At 60.3% G+C, this 18222-nt stretch carries 21 protein-coding genes, 1 pseudogene and 1 riboswitch; of the genes and pseudogenes, 13 read left to right on the plus strand and 9 right to left on the minus strand.

Features of this window, described 5'->3' with window-relative positions; all coding sequences use genetic code 11:
- Positions 1–13 precede the first annotated feature (13 nt).
- Positions 14–829 carry a bifunctional hydroxymethylpyrimidine kinase/phosphomethylpyrimidine kinase gene (gene thiD, locus SJY08_RS16695; protein ID WP_377278641.1) on the minus strand — a complete coding sequence of 272 codons (816 nt, stop codon included), beginning with the start codon at positions 827–829 and terminating at the stop codon, positions 14–16.
- Between the two features lie 67 nt (positions 830–896).
- A riboswitch (TPP riboswitch) is annotated at positions 897–993 on the minus strand.
- A 125-nt stretch (positions 994–1118) separates the two neighbouring features.
- Between thiD and SJY08_RS16700 the strand changes: the two genes are divergently transcribed.
- A complete protein-coding gene (locus SJY08_RS16700) occupies positions 1119–1793 on the plus strand; it encodes an HAD-IA family hydrolase (protein WP_377276995.1) in 675 nt (224 codons plus the stop codon).
- Positions 1794–1839: 46 nt separating this feature from the next.
- On the opposite strand, the gene SJY08_RS16705 is transcribed toward SJY08_RS16700, so the two are convergent.
- Positions 1840–3423 carry a peptide chain release factor 3 gene (locus tag SJY08_RS16705; RefSeq protein WP_054151212.1) on the minus strand — a complete coding sequence of 528 codons (1584 nt, stop codon included), beginning with the start codon at positions 3421–3423 and terminating at the stop codon, positions 1840–1842.
- An 86-nt stretch (positions 3424–3509) separates the two neighbouring features.
- Between SJY08_RS16705 and dut the strand changes: the two genes are divergently transcribed.
- Together dut and SJY08_RS16715 are read left to right on the plus strand one after the other, a co-directional pair.
- The gene (dut, locus tag SJY08_RS16710) at positions 3510–3986 is read left to right on the plus strand and encodes a dUTP diphosphatase (RefSeq protein WP_377276997.1); all 477 of its coding nucleotides are present in this window, start codon (positions 3510–3512) and stop codon (positions 3984–3986) included.
- Positions 3952–4875 (plus strand): GNAT family N-acetyltransferase, encoded by a 924-nt coding sequence (locus tag SJY08_RS16715; RefSeq protein ID WP_377276999.1) that lies wholly within the window; start codon positions 3952–3954, stop codon positions 4873–4875. The genes dut and SJY08_RS16715 overlap by 35 nt, the downstream gene beginning before the upstream one ends.
- A 6-nt stretch (positions 4876–4881) precedes the next feature.
- Here SJY08_RS16715 and SJY08_RS16720 read toward each other — a convergent pair whose 3' ends face one another.
- Positions 4882–5340 (minus strand): Lrp/AsnC family transcriptional regulator, encoded by a 459-nt coding sequence (locus SJY08_RS16720; RefSeq protein WP_150127463.1) that lies wholly within the window; start codon positions 5338–5340, stop codon positions 4882–4884.
- Between the two features lie 106 nt (positions 5341–5446).
- On the opposite strand from SJY08_RS16720, the gene SJY08_RS16725 reads away from it, so the two are divergent.
- Positions 5447–6349 (plus strand): DMT family transporter, encoded by a 903-nt coding sequence (locus SJY08_RS16725; RefSeq protein ID WP_377277002.1) that lies wholly within the window; start codon positions 5447–5449, stop codon positions 6347–6349.
- Position 6350: 1 nt separating this feature from the next.
- Positions 6351–6653 carry an NIPSNAP family protein gene (locus SJY08_RS16730; RefSeq protein ID WP_153763502.1) on the plus strand — a complete coding sequence of 101 codons (303 nt, stop codon included), beginning with the start codon at positions 6351–6353 and terminating at the stop codon, positions 6651–6653.
- A gap of 3 nt (positions 6654–6656) precedes the next feature.
- Here SJY08_RS16730 and SJY08_RS16735 read toward each other — a convergent pair whose 3' ends face one another.
- Complete coding sequence (locus tag SJY08_RS16735; RefSeq protein ID WP_377277004.1) at positions 6657–7316, minus strand: LysE family translocator; 660 nt, start codon at positions 7314–7316, stop codon at positions 6657–6659.
- Positions 7317–7557: 241 nt separating this feature from the next.
- On the opposite strand from SJY08_RS16735, the gene SJY08_RS16740 reads away from it, so the two are divergent.
- The 3 genes from SJY08_RS16740 to SJY08_RS16750 all read left to right on the plus strand — a co-directional run bounded on the left by SJY08_RS16740 (position 7558) and on the right by SJY08_RS16750 (position 10479).
- On the plus strand, positions 7558–8175 hold the full coding sequence (locus tag SJY08_RS16740; RefSeq protein ID WP_377277006.1) for a LysE family translocator: 618 nt from the start codon (positions 7558–7560) through the stop codon (positions 8173–8175).
- Positions 8176–8351: 176 nt separating this feature from the next.
- The gene (gene cysK, locus SJY08_RS16745) at positions 8352–9320 is read left to right on the plus strand and encodes a cysteine synthase A (protein ID WP_377277008.1); all 969 of its coding nucleotides are present in this window, start codon (positions 8352–8354) and stop codon (positions 9318–9320) included.
- A 115-nt stretch (positions 9321–9435) separates the two neighbouring features.
- The gene (locus SJY08_RS16750) at positions 9436–10479 is read left to right on the plus strand and encodes an HWE histidine kinase domain-containing protein (protein ID WP_377277010.1); all 1044 of its coding nucleotides are present in this window, start codon (positions 9436–9438) and stop codon (positions 10477–10479) included.
- A 57-nt stretch (positions 10480–10536) separates the two neighbouring features.
- Here the strand turns inward: SJY08_RS16750 and SJY08_RS16755 are convergent.
- Positions 10537–11835: pseudogene (locus tag SJY08_RS16755) on the minus strand (YifB family Mg chelatase-like AAA ATPase); the annotation flags it as partial.
- Between the two features lie 319 nt (positions 11836–12154).
- Entirely contained in the window at positions 12155–12430 is a 276-nt protein-coding gene (locus SJY08_RS16760) for a helix-turn-helix domain-containing protein (protein WP_377277012.1), read from the minus strand.
- Between the two features lie 172 nt (positions 12431–12602).
- On the opposite strand from SJY08_RS16760, the gene SJY08_RS16765 reads away from it, so the two are divergent.
- The 3 genes from SJY08_RS16765 to SJY08_RS16775 all read left to right on the plus strand — a co-directional run bounded on the left by SJY08_RS16765 (position 12603) and on the right by SJY08_RS16775 (position 15262).
- Positions 12603–12905: a DUF6634 family protein gene (locus SJY08_RS16765; RefSeq protein ID WP_377277014.1), complete on the plus strand. Its 303-nt coding sequence runs from the start codon at positions 12603–12605 to the stop codon at positions 12903–12905.
- A gap of 1 nt (position 12906) precedes the next feature.
- On the plus strand, positions 12907–14784 hold the full coding sequence (locus SJY08_RS16770) for an AAA family ATPase (protein WP_377277016.1): 1878 nt from the start codon (positions 12907–12909) through the stop codon (positions 14782–14784).
- 316 nt (positions 14785–15100) lie between these two features.
- On the plus strand, positions 15101–15262 hold the full coding sequence (locus SJY08_RS16775; RefSeq protein WP_377277018.1) for a hypothetical protein: 162 nt from the start codon (positions 15101–15103) through the stop codon (positions 15260–15262).
- On the opposite strand, the gene SJY08_RS16780 is transcribed toward SJY08_RS16775, so the two are convergent.
- Positions 15259–15897, minus strand: coding sequence for an SOS response-associated peptidase (locus tag SJY08_RS16780; RefSeq protein ID WP_377278643.1), 639 nt, complete (start codon positions 15895–15897; stop codon positions 15259–15261). The genes SJY08_RS16775 and SJY08_RS16780 overlap by 4 nt on opposite strands.
- A gap of 439 nt (positions 15898–16336) precedes the next feature.
- On the opposite strand from SJY08_RS16780, the gene SJY08_RS16785 reads away from it, so the two are divergent.
- Both SJY08_RS16785 and SJY08_RS16790 read left to right on the plus strand, forming a co-directional pair.
- Entirely contained in the window at positions 16337–16519 is a 183-nt protein-coding gene (locus SJY08_RS16785; protein WP_377277020.1) for a hypothetical protein, read from the plus strand.
- Entirely contained in the window at positions 16507–16743 is a 237-nt protein-coding gene (locus SJY08_RS16790; RefSeq protein WP_377277022.1) for a hypothetical protein, read from the plus strand. The genes SJY08_RS16785 and SJY08_RS16790 overlap by 13 nt, the downstream gene beginning before the upstream one ends.
- On the opposite strand, the gene SJY08_RS16795 is transcribed toward SJY08_RS16790, so the two are convergent.
- On the minus strand, positions 16720–17052 hold the full coding sequence (locus tag SJY08_RS16795) for a hypothetical protein (RefSeq protein ID WP_377277024.1): 333 nt from the start codon (positions 17050–17052) through the stop codon (positions 16720–16722). The two genes, SJY08_RS16790 and SJY08_RS16795, sit on opposite strands and share 24 nt — an antisense overlap.
- A gap of 468 nt (positions 17053–17520) precedes the next feature.
- Positions 17521–18153 (minus strand): tyrosine-type recombinase/integrase, encoded by a 633-nt coding sequence (locus SJY08_RS16800; RefSeq protein ID WP_377277026.1) that lies wholly within the window; start codon positions 18151–18153, stop codon positions 17521–17523.
- Positions 18154–18222: the final 69 nt, after the last annotated feature.

An 18222-nucleotide genomic window follows, 5' to 3' on the forward strand; every position in this document is an offset into this window, starting at 1 on the left:
ACCGCCTCAGAGATCAAGTCTGTGCAGGCGCCGGCCAGAGCGCGTGGAAATGATGCACCGGCCCATGTCCTGAACCAACGGTCAGCGCATCGGAACGCCGAACAGCCTCCGCCAGCCAGGCCTTGGCAACACGCACGGCCTCCTGTGGCTCCAGCCCCTTTGCCAATTCGGCAGCGAGCGCGCTCGACAGAGAACAGCCAGTGCCATGCGTATTGCGCGTTAGGATCCGTTCCGCCTCGAACCAGGTCACCTGGCCATCCGCAACCAGCACATCCGGGCTTTCCGGACCTGCCAGATGGCCACCCTTGAGCAACACTGCCCGGGGTCCGAGTGCTGTCAGCCTGATGGCCCGGGATTCCATGATGCGGCGGTCGAAAGCCTCGGGATCACCGAGCAGGGCTGCAGCCTCCGGCAGGTTCGGCGTCAGGAGCGTCGCGAGCGGCAACAAGTCCTCCGTCAAGGCCGCGACCGCATCCGGATCAAGCAGCGATGCACCGCCCTTAGCGATCATGACGGGATCGAGAACAACAGGGATGCCGCGATAGGCTTTCAGTGCTTCGGCGACGGCCGAGGCAATGCCAGCATTGGCGATCATGCCGATCTTCACCGCATCGACCCTGACATCGGCAAAGACCATGCGGATCTGCTCGGCGACAAAACCGGGATCGAGCGGCACGACGGCCGAGACGCCCGTCGTGTTCTGCGCCGTCAGAGCCGTGACGACCGCCATTCCGTAGCAACCGCGGGCCGAAAAGGCCTTGAGATCGGCCTGGATGCCCGCCCCACCGGAAGGGTCGGAGCCGGCGATGGTCAGCACGTTGCGGATGATGGATGATCTCATGTCTGCGTCTCCCAAGGCGGCGGAGACGCAGCGGGCACAGCGCGGATATATCTGGCGCGACACCCGAGCGACTCCCTCCGCCAGCATGATCTGGTTCAGGTTCAAAGGGTGCTTCTCAGCCCGGCTTGCGCCAGACGCCCCTGTCTCTCAGGCGCCAGACTATGCCACAGCATCGTTCCTGTCACCTGGGTCTCTCGTCATTCCCATTCAGCGTTTGCAGCGGAGGACCAGAGCCGCTAGGGAGGCCGGGATATCCAACCGACCCGAGGAGATTGCCTTGCATCACGCGCCAGACCGCCTTTTCGACCGCTCCTATGATGGCTTTCTCTTCGACATGGACGGAACGCTGCTCAATTCGATCGCCGCTGCCGAGCGCGTCTGGAGCCTCTGGGCACTGAAGCACGGTCTGGATCTCGAAACCTTCCTGCCGACCATGCATGGCAAGCGCGGGATCGACACCATCCGCGCCCTGAACCTGCCCGGCATCGATGTGGTGAAGGAAGCGCTCGAGGTGGAGCGCGGCGAGATCGAGGATCTCGACGGTATCACGCCGATCCCCGGCGCCATCGACTTTCTGAAAAGCTTGCCCGCCGAACGCTGGGCGATCGTGACCTCGGCTCCATCAGCCCTTGCCCGCGCCCGTATCGGGGCCGCCGGCCTGCCACAGCCGCTGCAGATCGTGACGGCGGAAGACGTGAAGATCGGCAAGCCTGATCCGGCCGGCTACCGGCTCGGTGCAGAGCGGCTCGGTTTCGCTGCATCGCGCTGCCTGGTGTTTGAGGATGTGCTGGCAGGCGTCAGAGCCGGAGAAGCGGCAGGGGCAGATGTCGCCGTGATCACGGCGACGCACGCGCATCCGCTGGAGACGTCCCATCCGACGATTGCGAGTTATGAGAAACTTAGGGTGGAGTTCGACGCGTCCCGGGGACTGAGGATCAAGGCGGCAGAATAAGCCGACCCGGCGGCGACGGGAATTCCGTCACCGCCCTCGACCAAACTCACGCCGCCTTGGCGACGTGATACTCCTTGATGGCGACCATCTTTATCGCGGGGTAACGTTCGGACTCGTAGCGCAGCGAGAACTGGTCCTGCGCCATGAAGACCGGGTCGCCGTCGAGATCCCGGCAGATATCGCCACGGCGCTGGGTCATGAACTTTTCCAGATCGTCCTTATTCTCGGCCGAGATCCAGCGGCAGACGGAGAAGCGCGACATTTCGAAGGACACCGGCAGGCCGTATTCGCCCTGCAGTCGCTCCTTCAGGACGTCGAGCTGCAGTGCACCGACGACGCCGACGATGGCCGGCGAGCCGTCTTCGGGCGAGAAGAGCTGCACGACGCCCTCTTCCGCCATCTGCTGCAGGGCTTCCTTCAGCTTCTTCGCCTTCATCGCATCTTCCAGACGCACACGGCGCAGGATTTCCGGCGAGAAGTTCGGCACGCCCTGGAAGACGAGGTTTTCGCCTTCGGTCAGCGTGTCGCCGATTCGCAGCGTGCCGTGGTTCGGGATGCCGACGACGTCACCGGCATAGGCCGTATCCGCCAGCTGACGCTGCGAGGCGAAGAAGAACTGCGGCGCCGTCAGGCCCATCTGCTTGCCGGTGCGGGCCAGGCGCGCCTTCATGCCGCGCTCGAGCTTGCCGGAGCAGATGCGGGCAAAAGCGATGCGGTCGCGGTGGTTCGGGTCCATGTTGGCCTGGATCTTGAAAACGAAGGCGGTCATCTTGTCTTCGGCGGCATGCACCGTGCGGGTGTCAGCCACCTGGTCGCGCGGCGGGGGCGCATAGGCACCCAGCGCATTAATGAGGTCGCGGACACCGAAGTTGCGCAGTGCCGAGCCGAAGAAGACTGGCGTCATGTGGCCTTCGAGGAAGCTCTGGCGATCGAAGGGCCGGCAGGCTTCGCGGGCAAGTTCGAGCTCGTCGATGAAGGTCTGGCGCTCGTTTTCGGGCAGGTTCTCCGCCACGCTCTGCGGACCGTTGACCTTGAGCGGCTCGACCTGGGCATCGCCGCCCCGATAGGTGTTGTTGGCCAGATTATAGGAGCCGCAGAAGGTCTTGGAACGGCCGACGGGCCAGGTGATCGGTGCCGTGTCCAGCGCCAGCTTCTCTTCGACCTCGTCGAGGATCTCGAAGGGGTCGCGGCTTTCGCGGTCCATCTTGTTGATGAAGGTGATGATCGGAATGTCGCGCATGCGGCAGACCTCGAACAGCTTCAAGGTCCGCGGCTCGATACCCTTGGCGGCGTCGATGACCATGACGGCGGCGTCGACTGCCGTCAGCGTGCGATAGGTGTCGTCGGCGAAGTCTTCGTGGCCAGGCGTATCGAGAATGTTGAAGACATGGCCTTCATATTCGAAGGTCATGACCGAGGTCACGACCGAAATGCCGCGCTCGCGTTCGATCTTCATCCAGTCCGACCGGGTCTGGATGCGATCCTTCTTCGCCTTGACTTCACCGGCAAGCTGAATGGCGCCGCCGAACAACAGCAGCTTTTCGGTCAGCGTCGTCTTACCCGCATCCGGGTGCGCGATAATAGCAAAGGTGCGGCGGCGGGAGACCGCCTCGGCGAGCGTTTCAGCCATATCTCAGGAGTCCTTCTGGTCGGGCGGTTATCTAGCGTTTCGACGGCCAATATGCAATTGAGCGCGACAAACAAAGGAATCTCGCCATGGCTGCCATCCGCACCGACATCCTCGGCCCCGTGCTCAACCTCAAGCGTCTGCCGCATGGGCAAGGGCTTGATCTGCCCGCCTATGAAACGGCAGGAGCGGCGGGAATGGATCTGAGGGCAGCGGTGTCCGATGGAGAGTCGCTGATGCTTGCCCCGGGCGCGCGGGCGCTGGTGCCCACCGGCTTCATCATGGAAATCCCTGAAGGTTTCGAAGCCCAGATCCGCCCACGCTCGGGTCTCGCCTTCAAGAACGGTGTGACATGCCTCAACACACCCGGCACCATCGACAGCGACTATCGCGGCGAGGTGAAGGTGCTGCTGATCAATCTCGGCCAGGAGAATTTCGTCATCACCCGCGGCATGCGCATCGCCCAGATGGTGATCGCACCGGTGACGCAGGTGCGCGTGGCCGAGGTGACCGAGACGAGCGACACGGCGCGTGGTGCCGGCGGGTTCGGATCGACGGGGGTGTAGGAATCCAATGCTGGAAACGCTGACGCTCAGGGAAGGCTATTTCGAAGATCCGAACGCCTTCCGAGCGCTCGCGGACCTGCTGCAGTACGTGTTCGGCATCGATATCGGGCTGCAGAGCCGCTTCGGCGGGCCGGATCCATCTTCGATGCCCTTTGGCTATTTCGACGCCACTGGCCGTTGTGTTGCCAATTTCTCGGTGTTTTCCATGCCGCTTCTCATAAAAGGGCGTGTCGTCAAGGCGGCTGGGTTTCAATCGGGTGCCGTTCGCCCTGCGTTTCGTGGACAAGGGCTCTATCGCGATCTGATGCAGCGCGCCTTTGCCTGGGTCGACAAACAGGGTTTCGAGGCCGGCTTTCTTCTAACCGACAAGCCGGAACTCTATCACGACTATCGTTTTCGAGTTGTGCCGCAATTCTGCTTCTGCGGCGAGGTCACACAAACGGTGCCTGCGGACGCCGAGGCGCGGGAAATCGACTTGGAAAACCAGGACGATGTTACGCTTGTCTTGAGGATCCTCGCCGATCGGGAGCCTGTCGCTCGTCAGCTTTCCGTTGTGCGCCAGTCCGAAATGTTTCTGCTCAATGCCGCCCTCACCCCGGAGATCAGGCTCAGCTACTTACCCGGCTTCGACGCCATCCTTGCCTGGAAGCTCCGTCGCGGCACATTGCAAATGCTCGATATCGTCGCCCGCCAGATACCGTCGATGTCAGAGATCCGCGGCGCATTGAGTGTTCCGCACGACCGCATCGAGGTATTCTTCCCGACCGACCGTCTCGAATGGAGCGGGAGCGCCAGACCGTATGACGGGTCGTGCGCCCTGATGGTCAGCGGGCTTCAGCCATCCGACATCCCGACTCCCAGCATCTTGTCGCCGATGGCTGATTTCTAGTGCGTATCACAGGACCGGCGGCAGACGCCGCTTGAGGGGCGTGGACTTGACCATTGCGGTATTGGTCTGCGCCTTCTCGGTGATCCGGTCGTGGACCCGGTCGAGATCGGCCATGTTGCGGACGGCCACGCGGCACACAAAGCAGTCGTCACCGGTAATCTTGTCACACTCGATGATCTCTGGCGTTTCCAGAATGATCTTCTCGACGATATGCAGCATGCCCGGCAGCGGACGCACGCGCATGATGGCCTGCAACGGATAGCCGAGAGCATCGAGAGACACGTCTGCGGCATAGCCCAAGAGAACGCCACGCTCTTCCAGACGGCGCAGACGCTCGGAACAGGCGGGTGACGAAAGACCGGCGCGTGCTGCCAGTTCTTTCAGCGACAGCCGAGCATCGTGCGCGAGGGCGTCAACGATTTTGCGGTCTGCCGTATCCAACACTTGAGGAAAATTAGGATTCATCGCCGATCTCCTGCGCATAATTCCGCAGATGCGAGACTACACCTAATCTGCGCAAAGGAAATCCCGACTTTCCAGGCATAGACTGCGGAAAACTCGGAGATCGACCATGAACCATGTTACGAAGCGCGGAATCTTAGACATGACCTTTGCGATGGTCATGTCCGGCACGATCGGCTGGTTCGTGCTGCAATCGGGCCAAAGCCCCTACAACGTGGTCTTCTTCCGCTGCCTGATCGGCGCTCCGGTTCTCGCCTTGCTCTGCTTTCACCTGAGGGCCTTTTCCAGTTCCGGCCTCGATGCGAGGCGTATCCTGATCGCGGCCGGTGGCGGTGTGGCGCTGGTGATGAACTGGCTGCTGTTGTTTTCGGCCTATCCGCTGGCCTCGATCTCTGTCACGACGATCGTCTACAATTTTCAGCCCTTCATGCTCGTCGGCCTCGGAGCGCTGTTCCTCGGGGAGCGCGTGGGCGCCGCCAAACTCGGCTGGATGGGCCTGGCCTTCGCCGGAATGCTGGCGATGACACTGAGCGGAACATCCCTCAGCGGTCATGCGGGCCAGGGATATCTCACAGGCATCCTGCTCGCGCTTGCGGCCGCCTTCTGCTATGCGGTGGCCGCCTTTGTTACCCGGCGCCTGCGCAGCACGTCGCCTTATGTCATCGCCCTTATCCAGGTTCTTACCGGTATCGTCATCCTTGCGCCCCTCGCCGATTTCAATGCCCTGCCGAGCTCGCCGCAGAGCTGGGCCATGGTGGCGACCATCGGGGTTGTGCACACCGGGGTGATGTATGCCTTCCTCTATTCGGCGATCCAGAAGCTCCCGGTCGTGCTGACGGGCACGCTCTCCTTCCTCTACCCTGTCGTCGCCATCCTGGTGGATATCCTGGCCTATGGCCATGTGTTGACGCCCGGACAGGCGCTGGGCGGCGCCGCGATCCTGCTTGCCGCCGTGGGCACAACCCTCAACCTCACGCCACGACATCTTCTACCCGGAACCCGAAAGGCCTGACATGATCACCTGCAGCCTGCGTTATGAGATCGATCCCTACAAGCTCAAGGAGTTCGAGCATTATGCGGCCCTCTGGATCCCGCTGGTCAATCGGCTCGGCGGCAACCATCACGGCTATTTCCTGCCGCATGAAGGGGCAAACGACATCGCGCTCGCGCTGTTCAGCTTTCCGTCGCTCGCGGCCTATGAGGCCTACCGCGCGGCGATGGCGGCAGATGCCGAGTGCCAGGCGGCCTTCGCCTATGCCGAGGAGACCCGTTGCATCCTGCGTTACGAACGCAGCTTCATGCGGCCGATGTTCTGATCGTCAACGCTGCGCTTCCGTGACCATGCGGATGGCGAGAGCCGCGAGCACCGTGCCCATGAGCCAGCGCTGGACGACCATCCAGAGGGGGCGACCGGCCAGGAAGAGGGCGATGGAGCCGGCAGAGAGCGCGATCAAACCATTGACCGTGACGCTGATCACCACCTGGGTGAAGCCGAGCGCCAGGGACTGGATCAACACGCTGCCACCAGCGGGATCGATGAATTGCGGCAGCAGCGAGAGATAGAGCACGGCGACTTTCGGGTTCAGCAGGCTGGTGACGAAGCCCATCAGGAAGAGCTTTCGATTGCTGTCGGCGGGCAGGTCGCGGACCTGGAAGGGCGAGCGGCCGCCGGGCTTCAGCGCCTGCCAGGCCAGCCAGGCCAGATAGAGAGCACCGGCAAATTTGAGCAGGTCATAGGCGAAGGGGACTGCAAACAGCAGGACCGTGAGCCCAAGCGCCGTCAGCAGCACATAAACGACGAAGCCGAGGGCCACTCCCGCCAGCGAAACGAGGCCCGCCATCGGCCCCTGACAGATCGAGCGCGAGACGAGATAGATCATGTTCGGCCCAGGTGTCAGCACCATGCCAAGGCAGATCAGGGCAAAGGCAAGCAGCATGGCGGCGCTGGGCACAGGGGCGTTCTCCGTAAGGTCCTTCATGACTATGCGTGTCCGCCAGCGACCGCAAACGAGATCGTGTCATCGAGACAAGTCCGCCGGAACGCACGATCGCGACGACGGCGGACGTCATGGTACGGCCACGCCAACGATGTCGCAGGCGACATCCGGCGCCAGGGTTTGTGCCGCGTGTATCGCCGTGGATCTTGCGCAAGAGCCGTAATCCAGGCGCTTTCCCATTGCTCTTAAAATCAATAGAACTGAGTGCGAGCGGAGGACCTCCATGACACTGACGACCATCATCGCCTATTGCGGCGCGCTGTTCATTACCGCCGCCATCCCGGGACCCGGCATGACCGCGATCGTCGCGCGGGCGCTGGGGTCCGGATTTCGCCCGACCTTCTTCATGGGGCTCGGGCTCATCCTCGGCGATCTCGTCTATCTGACCGCCGTCATCCTCGGGCTCTCCGTCTTGGCGAAAACCTTCGTGACGCCCTTCCTGATCCTGAAATTCCTGGGTGCCGCCTACCTCGTCTATGTCGCCTGGAAGCTCTGGACATCAGGTCTTTTGCCGCAGGACATCAAGGCGGAGGGCGCCATGCGCCCGTCCATGTCCTTCCTCTCAGGCCTTCTGGTGACGCTGGGCAATCCGAAGACCATGCTGTTCTACGTCGCTCTTGTCCCGACGCTGATCCCGCTCGAGGCGATCGGACTTGCCGACTACATCCTGCTCGTCGGCCTGACCTTCGTCGTGCTGATGGCGGTGCTTCTGCCCTATATCCTGCTCGCGGCCCAGGCGCGCGGGCTCATGAAGCGTCCGGAAGCGCTGAAAGTCCTGAACCGAAGTGCTGCTGGCATCCTTGCCGGCACCGCCGCCTATATCACGGCGCGCGCGGCCTGATCGGCACGCGGCATGAAACAAACAGGCGGCAGGCGCTTTTCTCACCAGGAGACGAATGCGACCGGGCCCACGGAGCAGATTTTTCCACGGATCAAGCTCGCCGCGGCATGGCTATGCTGGCAAGGACCGGTCGGCGGGCGTAAGCTCGCGCCAACCAAATCATAAGGGAGACACCGATGACTGAGCAGAAGAAACCCGGCCGCGGACGCGTCTATGGCTCGATCACCGAGACGATCGGCGACACCCCGATCGTCAGGCTCGACAAGCTCGCCAAGGAAAAGGGCGTGAAGGCGCATCTGCTCGCCAAGCTCGAATTCTTCAACCCGATCGCCTCCGTCAAGGATCGTATCGGCGTTGCCATGATCGAGAGCCTGGAAGCCCAGGGCAAGATCGTGCCCGGCAAGACGGTTCTCATCGAGCCGACATCCGGCAATACCGGCATTGCGCTCGCCTTTGCGGCAGCGGCAAAGGGTTATCGCCTGATCCTCACCATGCCGGAGACCATGTCTATCGAGCGGCGCAAGATGCTGGCCCTGCTCGGCGCCGAGCTCGTGCTGACCGAGGGGGCCAAGGGCATGAAGGGCGCGATTGCCAAGGCACAGGAACTGGCCGAGACGACGCCGGACTCGATCATCCCGCAGCAGTTCGAGAACCCCGCCAATCCGGAAATCCATCGCAAGACGACAGCCGAGGAAATCTGGAACGACACCGACGGCCAGATCGACTTCCTCGTCTCCGGCATCGGCACAGGCGGCACCATTACCGGCACCGGCCAGGTGCTGAAGAGCCGCAAGCCCGAGATCAAGGTCGTCGCCGTCGAGCCGGCCGACAGCCCGGTTCTCTCGGGTGGCAATCCCGGCCCGCACAAGATCCAAGGGATCGGCGCGGGCTTTGCGCCCGCCATCCTCGACACCCATGTCTATGACGAGGTCGTCACCGTGACCAATGACGAAGCCTTCGAAAATGCACGTCTCGTTGCTCGCCTCGAGGGCGTACCGGTTGGCATCTCTTCGGGCGCCGCGCTGACGGCAGCGATCAAGCTTGGCCAGCGTGAAGAAAATGCCGGCAAGACGATCGTCGTCATCATTCCGTCCTTTGCCGAGCGCTATCTGTCGACTGCGCTCTTTGCCGGTCTCGGCGAGTAAGCCACCGAAGGGGCGCCGGGCAACCGCCGGCGCCTCCTCACCCCTCGATTGCAGCCGCCCCATTCCCCGGCTAGAGTAGCTCACGACAGGTCGACTGCAGTCCTGAAGGGCCCCCATGCGTGCATTACTTCACCGCCTGCCTGCGTTTGCCTCCGTTCAAGAGCGACTGTCGACGAGCGGCTTGATCGCGACCTATGTCGCGAGCCTCATCGTCTTCGCAATGGCACTGGCGATCCGCGCCTGGTTCGACCCCGTGCTACCCGCAGGCTTCCCGTTCCTCACCTTCTTTCCCGCAGTGATCATCTGCGGTTTTGTCTTCGGCGTCCGGCAGGGCCTGATCGTCGCCACGCTCTCCGGCCTTGCGGCCTGGTACTTCTTCATCAGCCCAGGGCGCTTCGACTTCTCGCTTGGCACCTTGCTCGCCATGGGGCTCTACCTTTTCGTCGTCGCCACCGACCTGACGCTGATCTACATGATGAAACAGGCCTATCGTCAGGAGATCGGCACACGCGAGGAGGTTCAGCGGCTGGCCGAGCAGCAGGAAGTCATGGCCCAGGAACTGGACCATCGCCTCAAGAACATCTTCGCCACCATCAATGCGATCATCAGCCTTTCCCTTAAGAATGCCTCAAGCGCCGACGAGCTGGCCGCACGGCTGCGCGACCGACTGACTGCGCTCGGCCGCTCCAACCTCCTGCTGCGGGGTCTTCGCGAAGGCGAGGACGCCTCGCTGCAAAGCGTCGTCTTCCAGGCGCTCGAACCCTTCGCTATCGTCGGCACACCCCGCTTCACAGCGCATGGTCCGCGCGTCCCGATCGGCGGCCAGACCGTCGTCGTGCTCAGCCTCATCCTGCATGAGCTCGGCACCAATGCCGCAAAATACGGCGCCCTCAGCGTCGGCCATGGCCAGGTATCCCTGATCTGGGACATCGAGACCGACCAAGACGGAACCGAGCAACTCGTCATGCGCTGGAGTGAAAGCGGCGGTCCGCCACCCCTTACGCCACAGCCGGGATCGGGCGGTTTCGGCTCCACACTGATGAAACGCGTCATCGCTGGCGTGCGCGGCCACACGGAGATCGCCTATCCCGAGACCGGAGCCGAGGTGCGCCTCACGCTTCCCGTCGACATGCTTCGCCCGACGGCCGTGCCGGCCTGATCCACTCTTCCTCTTCCTGCCCCGTTCCTCCTATCCCTTCCTCCTACAGGCCGCCGGTCACGCGGCCGCTGCCAGCCGCTCGGAGGCGATGCGGTACGAGATCGCCTCAGCCAGATGGATACGCCCCAGGGTTTCCACCCCCTCGAGATCGGCGAGGGTCCGCGCCACCTTCAGCACCCGGTGATAGCCGCGCGCGGAAAACCGGAATTTTTCGGCAGCATCGCGCAACAATTGCAGCCCCGAGGCATCTGGCTCGGCCAGCGTCTCAATCAAGGCCGTCGAGCAGCGGGCATTGGTGCTGAACGGCAGGCCCAGGCGCTCGAAACGATCTCGCTGACGGGCGCGGGCCGAAGCCACGCGTTTGGCGACCTCCGCACTGCTTTCGGCCGCGCGGGGCCGGATCAGGTCCGTGGCCGAGACGGCGGGCACATCGATGCGGATGTCGATGCGGTCCATCAGCGGCCCCGAGATGCGGCCCTGGTATTCGGTCTGGCAGCGGATGCCGCGCGCGCAGACATGGCCAGGCTCGCCTGCCATGCCGCAACGGCAGGGGTTCATGGCCGCCACCAGCTGAAAGTCGGAGGGGTAGGAGACCCGGTGGTTGGCGCGGGCGATGATGCATTCGCCGGTCTCGAGCGGCTGGCGGAGCGCATCGAGCACCGGCGGCGCGAATTCCGGCAGTTCGTCAAGGAAGAGAATGCCATGATGGGCAAGCGACGCCTCGCCGGGCTTGGCCTTCAACCCGCCGCCGACCAGAGCTGCCATGGTGGCCGAGTGATGCGGCGTGCGGAATGGCCGGCGATCGGAGAGCTTGCCGCCCGAAAGTTGCCCCGCGATCGAATGGATCATCGAGACTTCGAGCAGTTCTGCCGCAGAGAGCGGCGGCAGGATCGACGGCAGGCGGGCAGCGAGCATCGACTTGCCCGAGCCGGGCGGGCCGACGAAAAGCAGATTGTGTCCGCCGGCGGCGGCGACCTCCAGCGCCCGCTTGGCGCTTTCCTGGCCCTTGATGTCGGCGAGATCCGGCAGGTTGGCCGCGGGTGCCCGGATCGATGGTTCCGGCCGGGAGAGCACCTGCGTGCCCCTGAAATGATTGGCCAGCGCGATCAGGCTGCGCGGGGCGAGGATATCGATCTCGCTGCCGGCCCAGGCGGCCTCGGCACCACTGTCGGCCGGGCAGATCAGGCCCTTGTCCATGGCATTGGCGCTGATCGCCGCGGGCAAAGCCCCCGCGATCGAGGCGATCGTGCCGTCAAGATTGAGTTCGCCGATCACCAGAAAGCCCTGGAGCGCATCACCCGGGATGGCGCCGAGCGCCGCCATCAGGCCGAGGGCGATCGGTAAATCAAAGTGAGAGCAAATCCCACTTTCATGATTTTGTATGCAGATGACTTCAATTCGATCTGAGAGTCGCTGGCTGGCGTTTTGGTTTCCGGAGCTATCTAAACATCGGAGCACGCACTTTATACTAACGCATCCGCCGACTAGGCGGATTCCGCATTCATTCGAATGCAAGTCAGACCAGCGCGCTCGTCACGCTGGCGCAGGCTGGCTTGCAATCGAAATTACTGGAACTTCGGGCGTAGCCCGTCCGCTTTTCGACCGTTAGGTCGACCGGACCCGTCCGCAGGACGGGCTTTGACAGTCCGACGGCAACGGGGACCGCTGGGCCGCCTCAAGGCTTGTCAAATATCTGTCGATTTTGATCCGCTTGAGCACATTCCGAATTATCGAAGACGCCCCAGCCGTTTCCTTCTCGAGGCTGAGCAAACAGGATTCCTCTTTGCTCATAAAAACGCTGCAGTAGCACAGAGCCATGCGGCCAGTCGCGCCGGCCTGTCTCAAGTCGCTGGATGGTACTTCTTGATAGTCCTGCTGCTTCCGCCACCTCGGCCTGTTTCATGCCAAGGAGTTCTCTAGCGGCTCTGAGTGTTTTGGGCGGAGCTATCATTCTGGAACACCATTACACGGTTCACATCAATCACCGGCATTCCAAGGACTCAAGGGAGAAATGTCCCAAACTAAGAATGGAAAAAAATCTGGATGCCTGAGGCGTCCACTGGACGCCTGAGGCGTCCTGCGCTACGACCGTTTGTAACGGGCAATAGCGAAGGATTGAGCAAATGACATTCGTCTTCGATGATCCAAGAATCATGCAACGTGTGCTCCACGATTTGGAGAAACTGCAATCGGGAAAGTTGGACACCTCTGAAATTCTGACAACGGCACCGCTGTTGGAGGACCACAGGCTGGTGCTCGGTTGGTGCCACGCGATGAAAGGAATTGTCACCCGTCATCCATTGCTTCCAGACGGAAACGAGGTCGTTACCAGTCAACTCATCTACATGAACCCTGACATCGGTCTGGCTCGGACCCTCAGTCGCTGGTACCGCCTCGGTACGCCGCGCCCAAAGCGGGGGCACTGACATGAAACGCTATCAACTCCGTGAACGCTTCCGAGATCTGAAGAAGGATCCGAGCGGCCTCCTGGCCTATTTCGCACTTCGGCGACTGATCAAGAAGGATGGTATGAACTTTCGCCCGGACGATGGATTCGTCATTGCAACAGTTCCGCCCGACTTTCGACCGCTCTCCTACAAGAAGGCGTGTCACGTCCTCCTAAATGTCGACGGAGACGAATGGGGGCTGCATCGCGAAGCCGTGCGACTTGCCAGCACAACCAAGCGGACGAAAACGATTGAACACGAGCTTTCGATTTTTGAACTGCGAGGTCTGCGTGTCCTTTTGGCGACCCACCTAAACGAGGTGCCTAAAGAAGTGCGCTTCGTCGCAAAGCGTATCCTCTCGTTAAGCCCGCCGTTGGCGGAAGATGTTCATGCTACACGACGCATCCTTGGTATGCCGACATTAAGCAGCGAGCAGGTGGATGTCCTTATAGGCAAGCCGGAGAGCATAATGCTCGCTGGGGTAATGAAGCCGCAATGGTGCGCTGATGATACACGGGCGCTGATTGAACTCGAGCATTTGGACGAAGAAGCGCCGAGCCTATTCGAAGTGCCAGGCTTCAAAGAGCAAAAGATTTGGGCCCGGGGATTAGTCAAAGACATTGGTCTTTGGCGACAAGGTAAGTTGGGTTGGAAGGATATCGGGCAGAGCGCGCTCGTATCCGGTCCGCCGGGTGCGGGAAAGACATACTTTGCTTCGGCTCTTGCCACGGCCCTTGGATTTCGGTTGGTCCAGACCACGGTCGGTGTGTGGCAAACTGGAGGTTACCTCAACGACATGCTTGCAGCGATGAGACGGAGTTTCGATGAGGCCAAGGGGAGTGCCGGAGCGGTCCTGTTCATCGACGAGTTCGACAGCATTGGCTCGCGCCCGAGCCGACCGACCGGACACCCGAATGAGACGTATTGGCAGGTAGTCATCAACGAGTTCCTCAGCCTGATGAATGCCCCAGGAGAGGGCGTGATTGTCATCGGTGCCACGAATTTTCCGGAATGGATCGATCCCGCGATCCTGCGGGCAGGTCGCATCGAGAAACACTTCAAGTTGGGTCTGCCAGACGTTACGACTCGGGCCGAAATCTTGCACCACCATACTGGTAATGCTCTACCCTTCGAATCCTTGATCGAGCTTGCCGACGATCTCGAAGGGAAGTCTGCAGCGGCACTTGAAGAACTCGTTCGATCGGCTCGACGGCGAGCAAGGAATGAGGAGCGGGAACTTCAGTTGCGTGACTTGCGCGCTGTCATGCCGGAGAGGATAGGCTACGCCCCCGAAGAGCTATTCAGGCTGGGCGTCCATGAAGCTGGCCACGCCTTAATCGCACTTACGCTTAACTGCGCGCGTTCCGCGACGATCGAGATAAGGGATACTTTCGACGTTTCACCGGGCTCATATACGCGAGGCCGAACCACGTATGATCTGTTCGAGTATAACCTGCCAACCGAAACCGTTCTTCTAAATCGAATTGCGATGTCCCTCGCCGGAATGGCTGCCGAGGCGGTCGTCTTCGGAGACCGATCCCTGGGCTCCGGAGGTCTAGTCGGCAGCGACGTCGAACAAGCAACTTCGATCGCTCGGCGACTAGTCGGATCGTATGGTCTGGGCGAGACACCATTCTTCTTCGCCACGCCAGAGGAGCTGGAGGACGAACGAATGCCTCCCGCGCTTGAGGTTGAGGCGATGAGGATCTTGCGCGAACAGTATGAACGCGTGCTTGGCATCCTCTCCCGTGAGAAGGACCAGCTTATCGCTCTCGCTTCCGAGGCCGTTGCACATGGGAAAGTCATGATCGAAAGAGATGCAGGACTGGTTAGCGAAAGCGAAACGGCGGTCGACTAGGGTCGATTACAGGAAGACAGTCGCATATCAGCGTTTCGGGGCGTGCTGGTAATGTCGTTCAATCCATAGGTTTGATGGCTATTCGCTGACAGCCTCATCAAAACCCCTCTAGTTCTACGGGAGATTAGTCTTACTAATTTATGATAAAGTCTACATGCGGCGAGATTGGGGGGACTGTCATGAAACATGACGAGTTGATCGCTGACATGCTGCAAGCTGCTTTGAATCTTGCAAAGGAAAGCAGGTACGAATTCCTATGCTATCTGATCGAAATGGCCGTGCTTCATCTCCGCAAGGATGGACAACAGAAGAACGGGTGCAAGCCATCAGGCGGCTAGACGAAGTTGCGGAGCGCCTGCAGAGCCTGATGGAGTTGGCCGACGACAACGGCCACACTCTGCTTGCCTATCTTATCAACATGGCGGAGGTCGAAGCACGCTATGTTGCTGACGAACATCGCAAGCATCTCAAAAACTAGCCAGCAAGAGGAAGCAGGATCATGTCTGCTGCCGGAAACGGTCGTTGCAATTTGAGTGCGTCGTCCCACGGTGCTGTCATCCAGGTCTCGCGCTCTTCTTCTGTGGTGAGAATGACTGGCATCGCCTTCGGGTGAATGGGGGCGACAACTTCGTTCGGTTCACACGTCAAGAAACCGAAAAGCTCGTGGGTGCCTGGCCGCGGCGTTTTCTGTGAGCCACGGACACCAGTCCACGTCGTCCAGACCCCGGCGAAGAAGGCCAGTGGCTTCTCCTCGTTGATCGCGAACCAGCGCTTCGTTTTCCTGGGCTTCGTATCTTCCCATTCGCAAAACGTTGTCCAGGGGACAAGGCAGCGGTGCTCGACACTCCGCCAAGGTTGCCAGTGTCTGGATTCGATATTGCGGATATTAGTGACACCCGTGTCCGGGTTCCCTTTGGTCACGAAACTTGGTGACGGCATTCCCCACGTCAAAGCGGCGAGTTCGCGGCCGCCAGGCGTATTGCGCACGACGGGTGCTGGACGGTCCGGATACACATCGATCGTTGGCTCGAGATTGCCGAGGATATCGTTCGCAACCTTGCCCAGCGCACGCATGGCCTCTTGGTTGGTGCTGATGTTGTAGAGATTGCACATGCCGTCCTCCGCTGGCCTCCACCATCCCAGGTGATCGATTTCAGATAGTTCGATCATTTCGCCCCGATGACAAGCACGGAAGCGAAGGGCGATGTCGCGGTCGGCGAAGCTGTGCAGCAGCCAGGTCGCATCCGCTTCATAGGAAATGAGCCGCGTGTGTCCCACGCCCAACGCACTGGCTTCGTAAATGATCGGCAGTCGTTCCTGAACGCTGCGGCTTTCAGGCCAGGGAATGATGACGTGGTGGGGAAAACGTGCGTTCAAAAGGGTTTTTGTCCAACGCTGTTTGCGGCTTGCCATGGCTACTCTCGTTCGCGCCCCCGCCGAGGGCCAAAGGATTCAATTTTTCCACCGCCGAAGGAGCCGCTCCCCTTCAACGACGAATAGTTGACACTACATCATGAAGATGAGAACATAAAGAGAACAGACGAGGTGAAACATGACCACTACGAGCACGAATGATGTCGTTGCAAATGCACTTGCCGAGGTTGCCAAAGCGCGAGCGTGGCGGGAGAAAAATGAAGCCCAGAGGCGCCGTACCTTCGGCGGCATGGCTACTCGCCAGTCGGTCTATGTGTTCGCTCGGAAGAAGCCGATAGAGGAAGAGCCATGCAAGCAGTGACCCCATGTATGGAAGAGCAGCCCAATGAGGTCGAAGAGGTTCTCAAGCTGTTCGGCGGAGATGCTCGTAAAGCGCTGTCCGCGGTCCTCGGCGATTGCCATCATTTGCATGAGCAATTGCGGTTGACGTCCGGTGCCATGAGCGTCGGTTTTACAAGAGGCTGGCTGCCAAAGGAGCGCGCTCAGCAGATGGTTGATCCGTTACCAGTCACGGCGATCGATTAGGAATCTCCCAAGAGAGATTGATTCTTCGACGCCTAAAGGATCTCCCTCTCCGAACGAGCGACCATCCCTCCGCGTAAGTTCTCTCCTAAGTTCATCAACCAGCGACTCCGAAATCGCAAGGCGCTCTTCTAGAGTGACAATTTTTGCTCGTAGTTCGTCATGCTCACTCATGAAGATATCCATGGATGAGGAGATCGCTTTCATCGAAGAAGGTGCGTGATGTGGTCGCGCAACTGCGACTTCCGGAACCTCGCTCATCGCCTCCAGTAGCCGACGTTTCTGCGCAAACGGTTCATTGTCCTTAACCATGACGACCTCCATAAGAAACGCGTATCCTCGGCTGCACTACCGAACCAGCTTCCGTAGAGCGTAGGTCTTCAAAATATACGAAAAGCTTAGGTGTTGAGCAAATGAAAATAATTTATAGAATAAAAGTGGTAAATGACTCGATTTGATTGACCTTTTTCATAAGGACTCAGCTTTTATTATAATTCCTCTTATCGTGAATCCTACGAGAAGTTGATTATATTGCCTTCGGCAGGCATAAATGCAATGCGGAGGATAGGAACCAATCTGGTTGCCGTGGTGCAGAATGGAGCTTGTCCTCGGCTTAGTCGCGCGCACTGCAAGGCGATAACGCGAGGTCTTTCCAGTCAAAAGAAGGTCTGCTTTGGGGCCGTAAGCGGATTGTCCGCTTCTATTGCACCGAGAACAGAAGCGGACAACAGACGTCTGTGTCCTCAAGCACAGCCCTCAGCCTGAACTTGAGGACGCCCGTTAGATTTCAGTCCGCTCGGCCAGTTCCAGTGCATCCTCAATGTCGACGCCGAGATATCTGACTGTGTTCTCGATCTTGGTATGGCCAAGCAATATCTGGATCGCTCGAAGATTGCCGGTGGCCTTGTAGATCATGGCAGCCTTCGTTCGCCGCAGGGAATGCGTACCGTAATCCTCCCGTCGCAGCCCAATCGCAGTCACCCACTCATCGACCAGCCGGGCGTATTGCCGAGTGCTGAGATGATCAGCGTAGCCGACGCGACTGGGAAAGGCATAGTCATCGACTGTTCCTCCCCTTCGCTGAAGCCAGGCAAGCAGACTGGCTCTGACCTCGGTCGTAATTTCGAACTGCACGGGTCGTCCAGTCTTCTGCTGGACGACCATCGCTCGAGTTCGAATGTCGTGGCCGGTGACGAGTGTCCCGATTTTCAGCTTTACCAGATCGCAGCCACGGAGCTTGCTGTCGATGGCAAGATCAAAAAGCGCCCGATCTCGTATCCTTCCTTCACGGTCGAGGAAGAAGCGGACTGCCCAGATTTGGCGCTGCTTTAGAGGCTTCTTGACGCCAACTTGCTTGCCTGCGTTCCAGGCCGGTCGACCCAGTGCGCCAGGATCATATTGTGAGATACCCATTTAAGTTCTCCTATGGCCACCATTGGCCACAGGGAGAACGCGCACCTTCGGTTAGATGACGGGGCCGAA

The sequence above is a fragment of the Rhizobium sp. R86522 genome, from assembly GCF_042466255.1.
In the GTDB taxonomy this organism is placed as follows: Bacteria; Pseudomonadota; Alphaproteobacteria; order Rhizobiales; family Rhizobiaceae; genus Allorhizobium.

What these genes read in the sequence shown, in the direction of transcription:
- SJY08_RS16705 (WP_054151212.1), bottom strand. Translation starts at nt 3,423, where the DNA reads ATGGCTGAAACGCTCGCCGAGGCGGTCTCCCGCCGCCGCACCTTTGCT.
- dut (WP_377276997.1), top strand. Translation starts at nt 3,510, where the DNA reads ATGGCTGCCATCCGCACCGACATCCTCGGCCCCGTGCTCAACCTCAAG.
- SJY08_RS16720 (WP_150127463.1), bottom strand. Translation starts at nt 5,340, where the DNA reads ATGAATCCTAATTTTCCTCAAGTGTTGGATACGGCAGACCGCAAAATC.
- SJY08_RS16725 (WP_377277002.1), top strand. Translation starts at nt 5,447, where the DNA reads ATGAACCATGTTACGAAGCGCGGAATCTTAGACATGACCTTTGCGATG.
- SJY08_RS16730 (WP_153763502.1), top strand. Translation starts at nt 6,351, where the DNA reads ATGATCACCTGCAGCCTGCGTTATGAGATCGATCCCTACAAGCTCAAG.
- SJY08_RS16735 (WP_377277004.1), bottom strand. Translation starts at nt 7,316, where the DNA reads ATGAAGGACCTTACGGAGAACGCCCCTGTGCCCAGCGCCGCCATGCTG.
- SJY08_RS16740 (WP_377277006.1), top strand. Translation starts at nt 7,558, where the DNA reads ATGACACTGACGACCATCATCGCCTATTGCGGCGCGCTGTTCATTACC.
- cysK (WP_377277008.1), top strand. Translation starts at nt 8,352, where the DNA reads ATGACTGAGCAGAAGAAACCCGGCCGCGGACGCGTCTATGGCTCGATC.
- SJY08_RS16750 (WP_377277010.1), top strand. Translation starts at nt 9,436, where the DNA reads ATGCGTGCATTACTTCACCGCCTGCCTGCGTTTGCCTCCGTTCAAGAG.
- SJY08_RS16760 (WP_377277012.1), bottom strand. Translation starts at nt 12,430, where the DNA reads ATGATAGCTCCGCCCAAAACACTCAGAGCCGCTAGAGAACTCCTTGGC.
- SJY08_RS16765 (WP_377277014.1), top strand. Translation starts at nt 12,603, where the DNA reads ATGACATTCGTCTTCGATGATCCAAGAATCATGCAACGTGTGCTCCAC.
- SJY08_RS16770 (WP_377277016.1), top strand. Translation starts at nt 12,907, where the DNA reads ATGAAACGCTATCAACTCCGTGAACGCTTCCGAGATCTGAAGAAGGAT.
- SJY08_RS16780 (WP_377278643.1), bottom strand. Translation starts at nt 15,897, where the DNA reads ATGTGCAATCTCTACAACATCAGCACCAACCAAGAGGCCATGCGTGCG.
- SJY08_RS16785 (WP_377277020.1), top strand. Translation starts at nt 16,337, where the DNA reads ATGACCACTACGAGCACGAATGATGTCGTTGCAAATGCACTTGCCGAG.
- SJY08_RS16790 (WP_377277022.1), top strand. Translation starts at nt 16,507, where the DNA reads ATGCAAGCAGTGACCCCATGTATGGAAGAGCAGCCCAATGAGGTCGAA.
- SJY08_RS16795 (WP_377277024.1), bottom strand. Translation starts at nt 17,052, where the DNA reads ATGGTTAAGGACAATGAACCGTTTGCGCAGAAACGTCGGCTACTGGAG.
- SJY08_RS16800 (WP_377277026.1), bottom strand. Translation starts at nt 18,153, where the DNA reads ATGGGTATCTCACAATATGATCCTGGCGCACTGGGTCGACCGGCCTGG.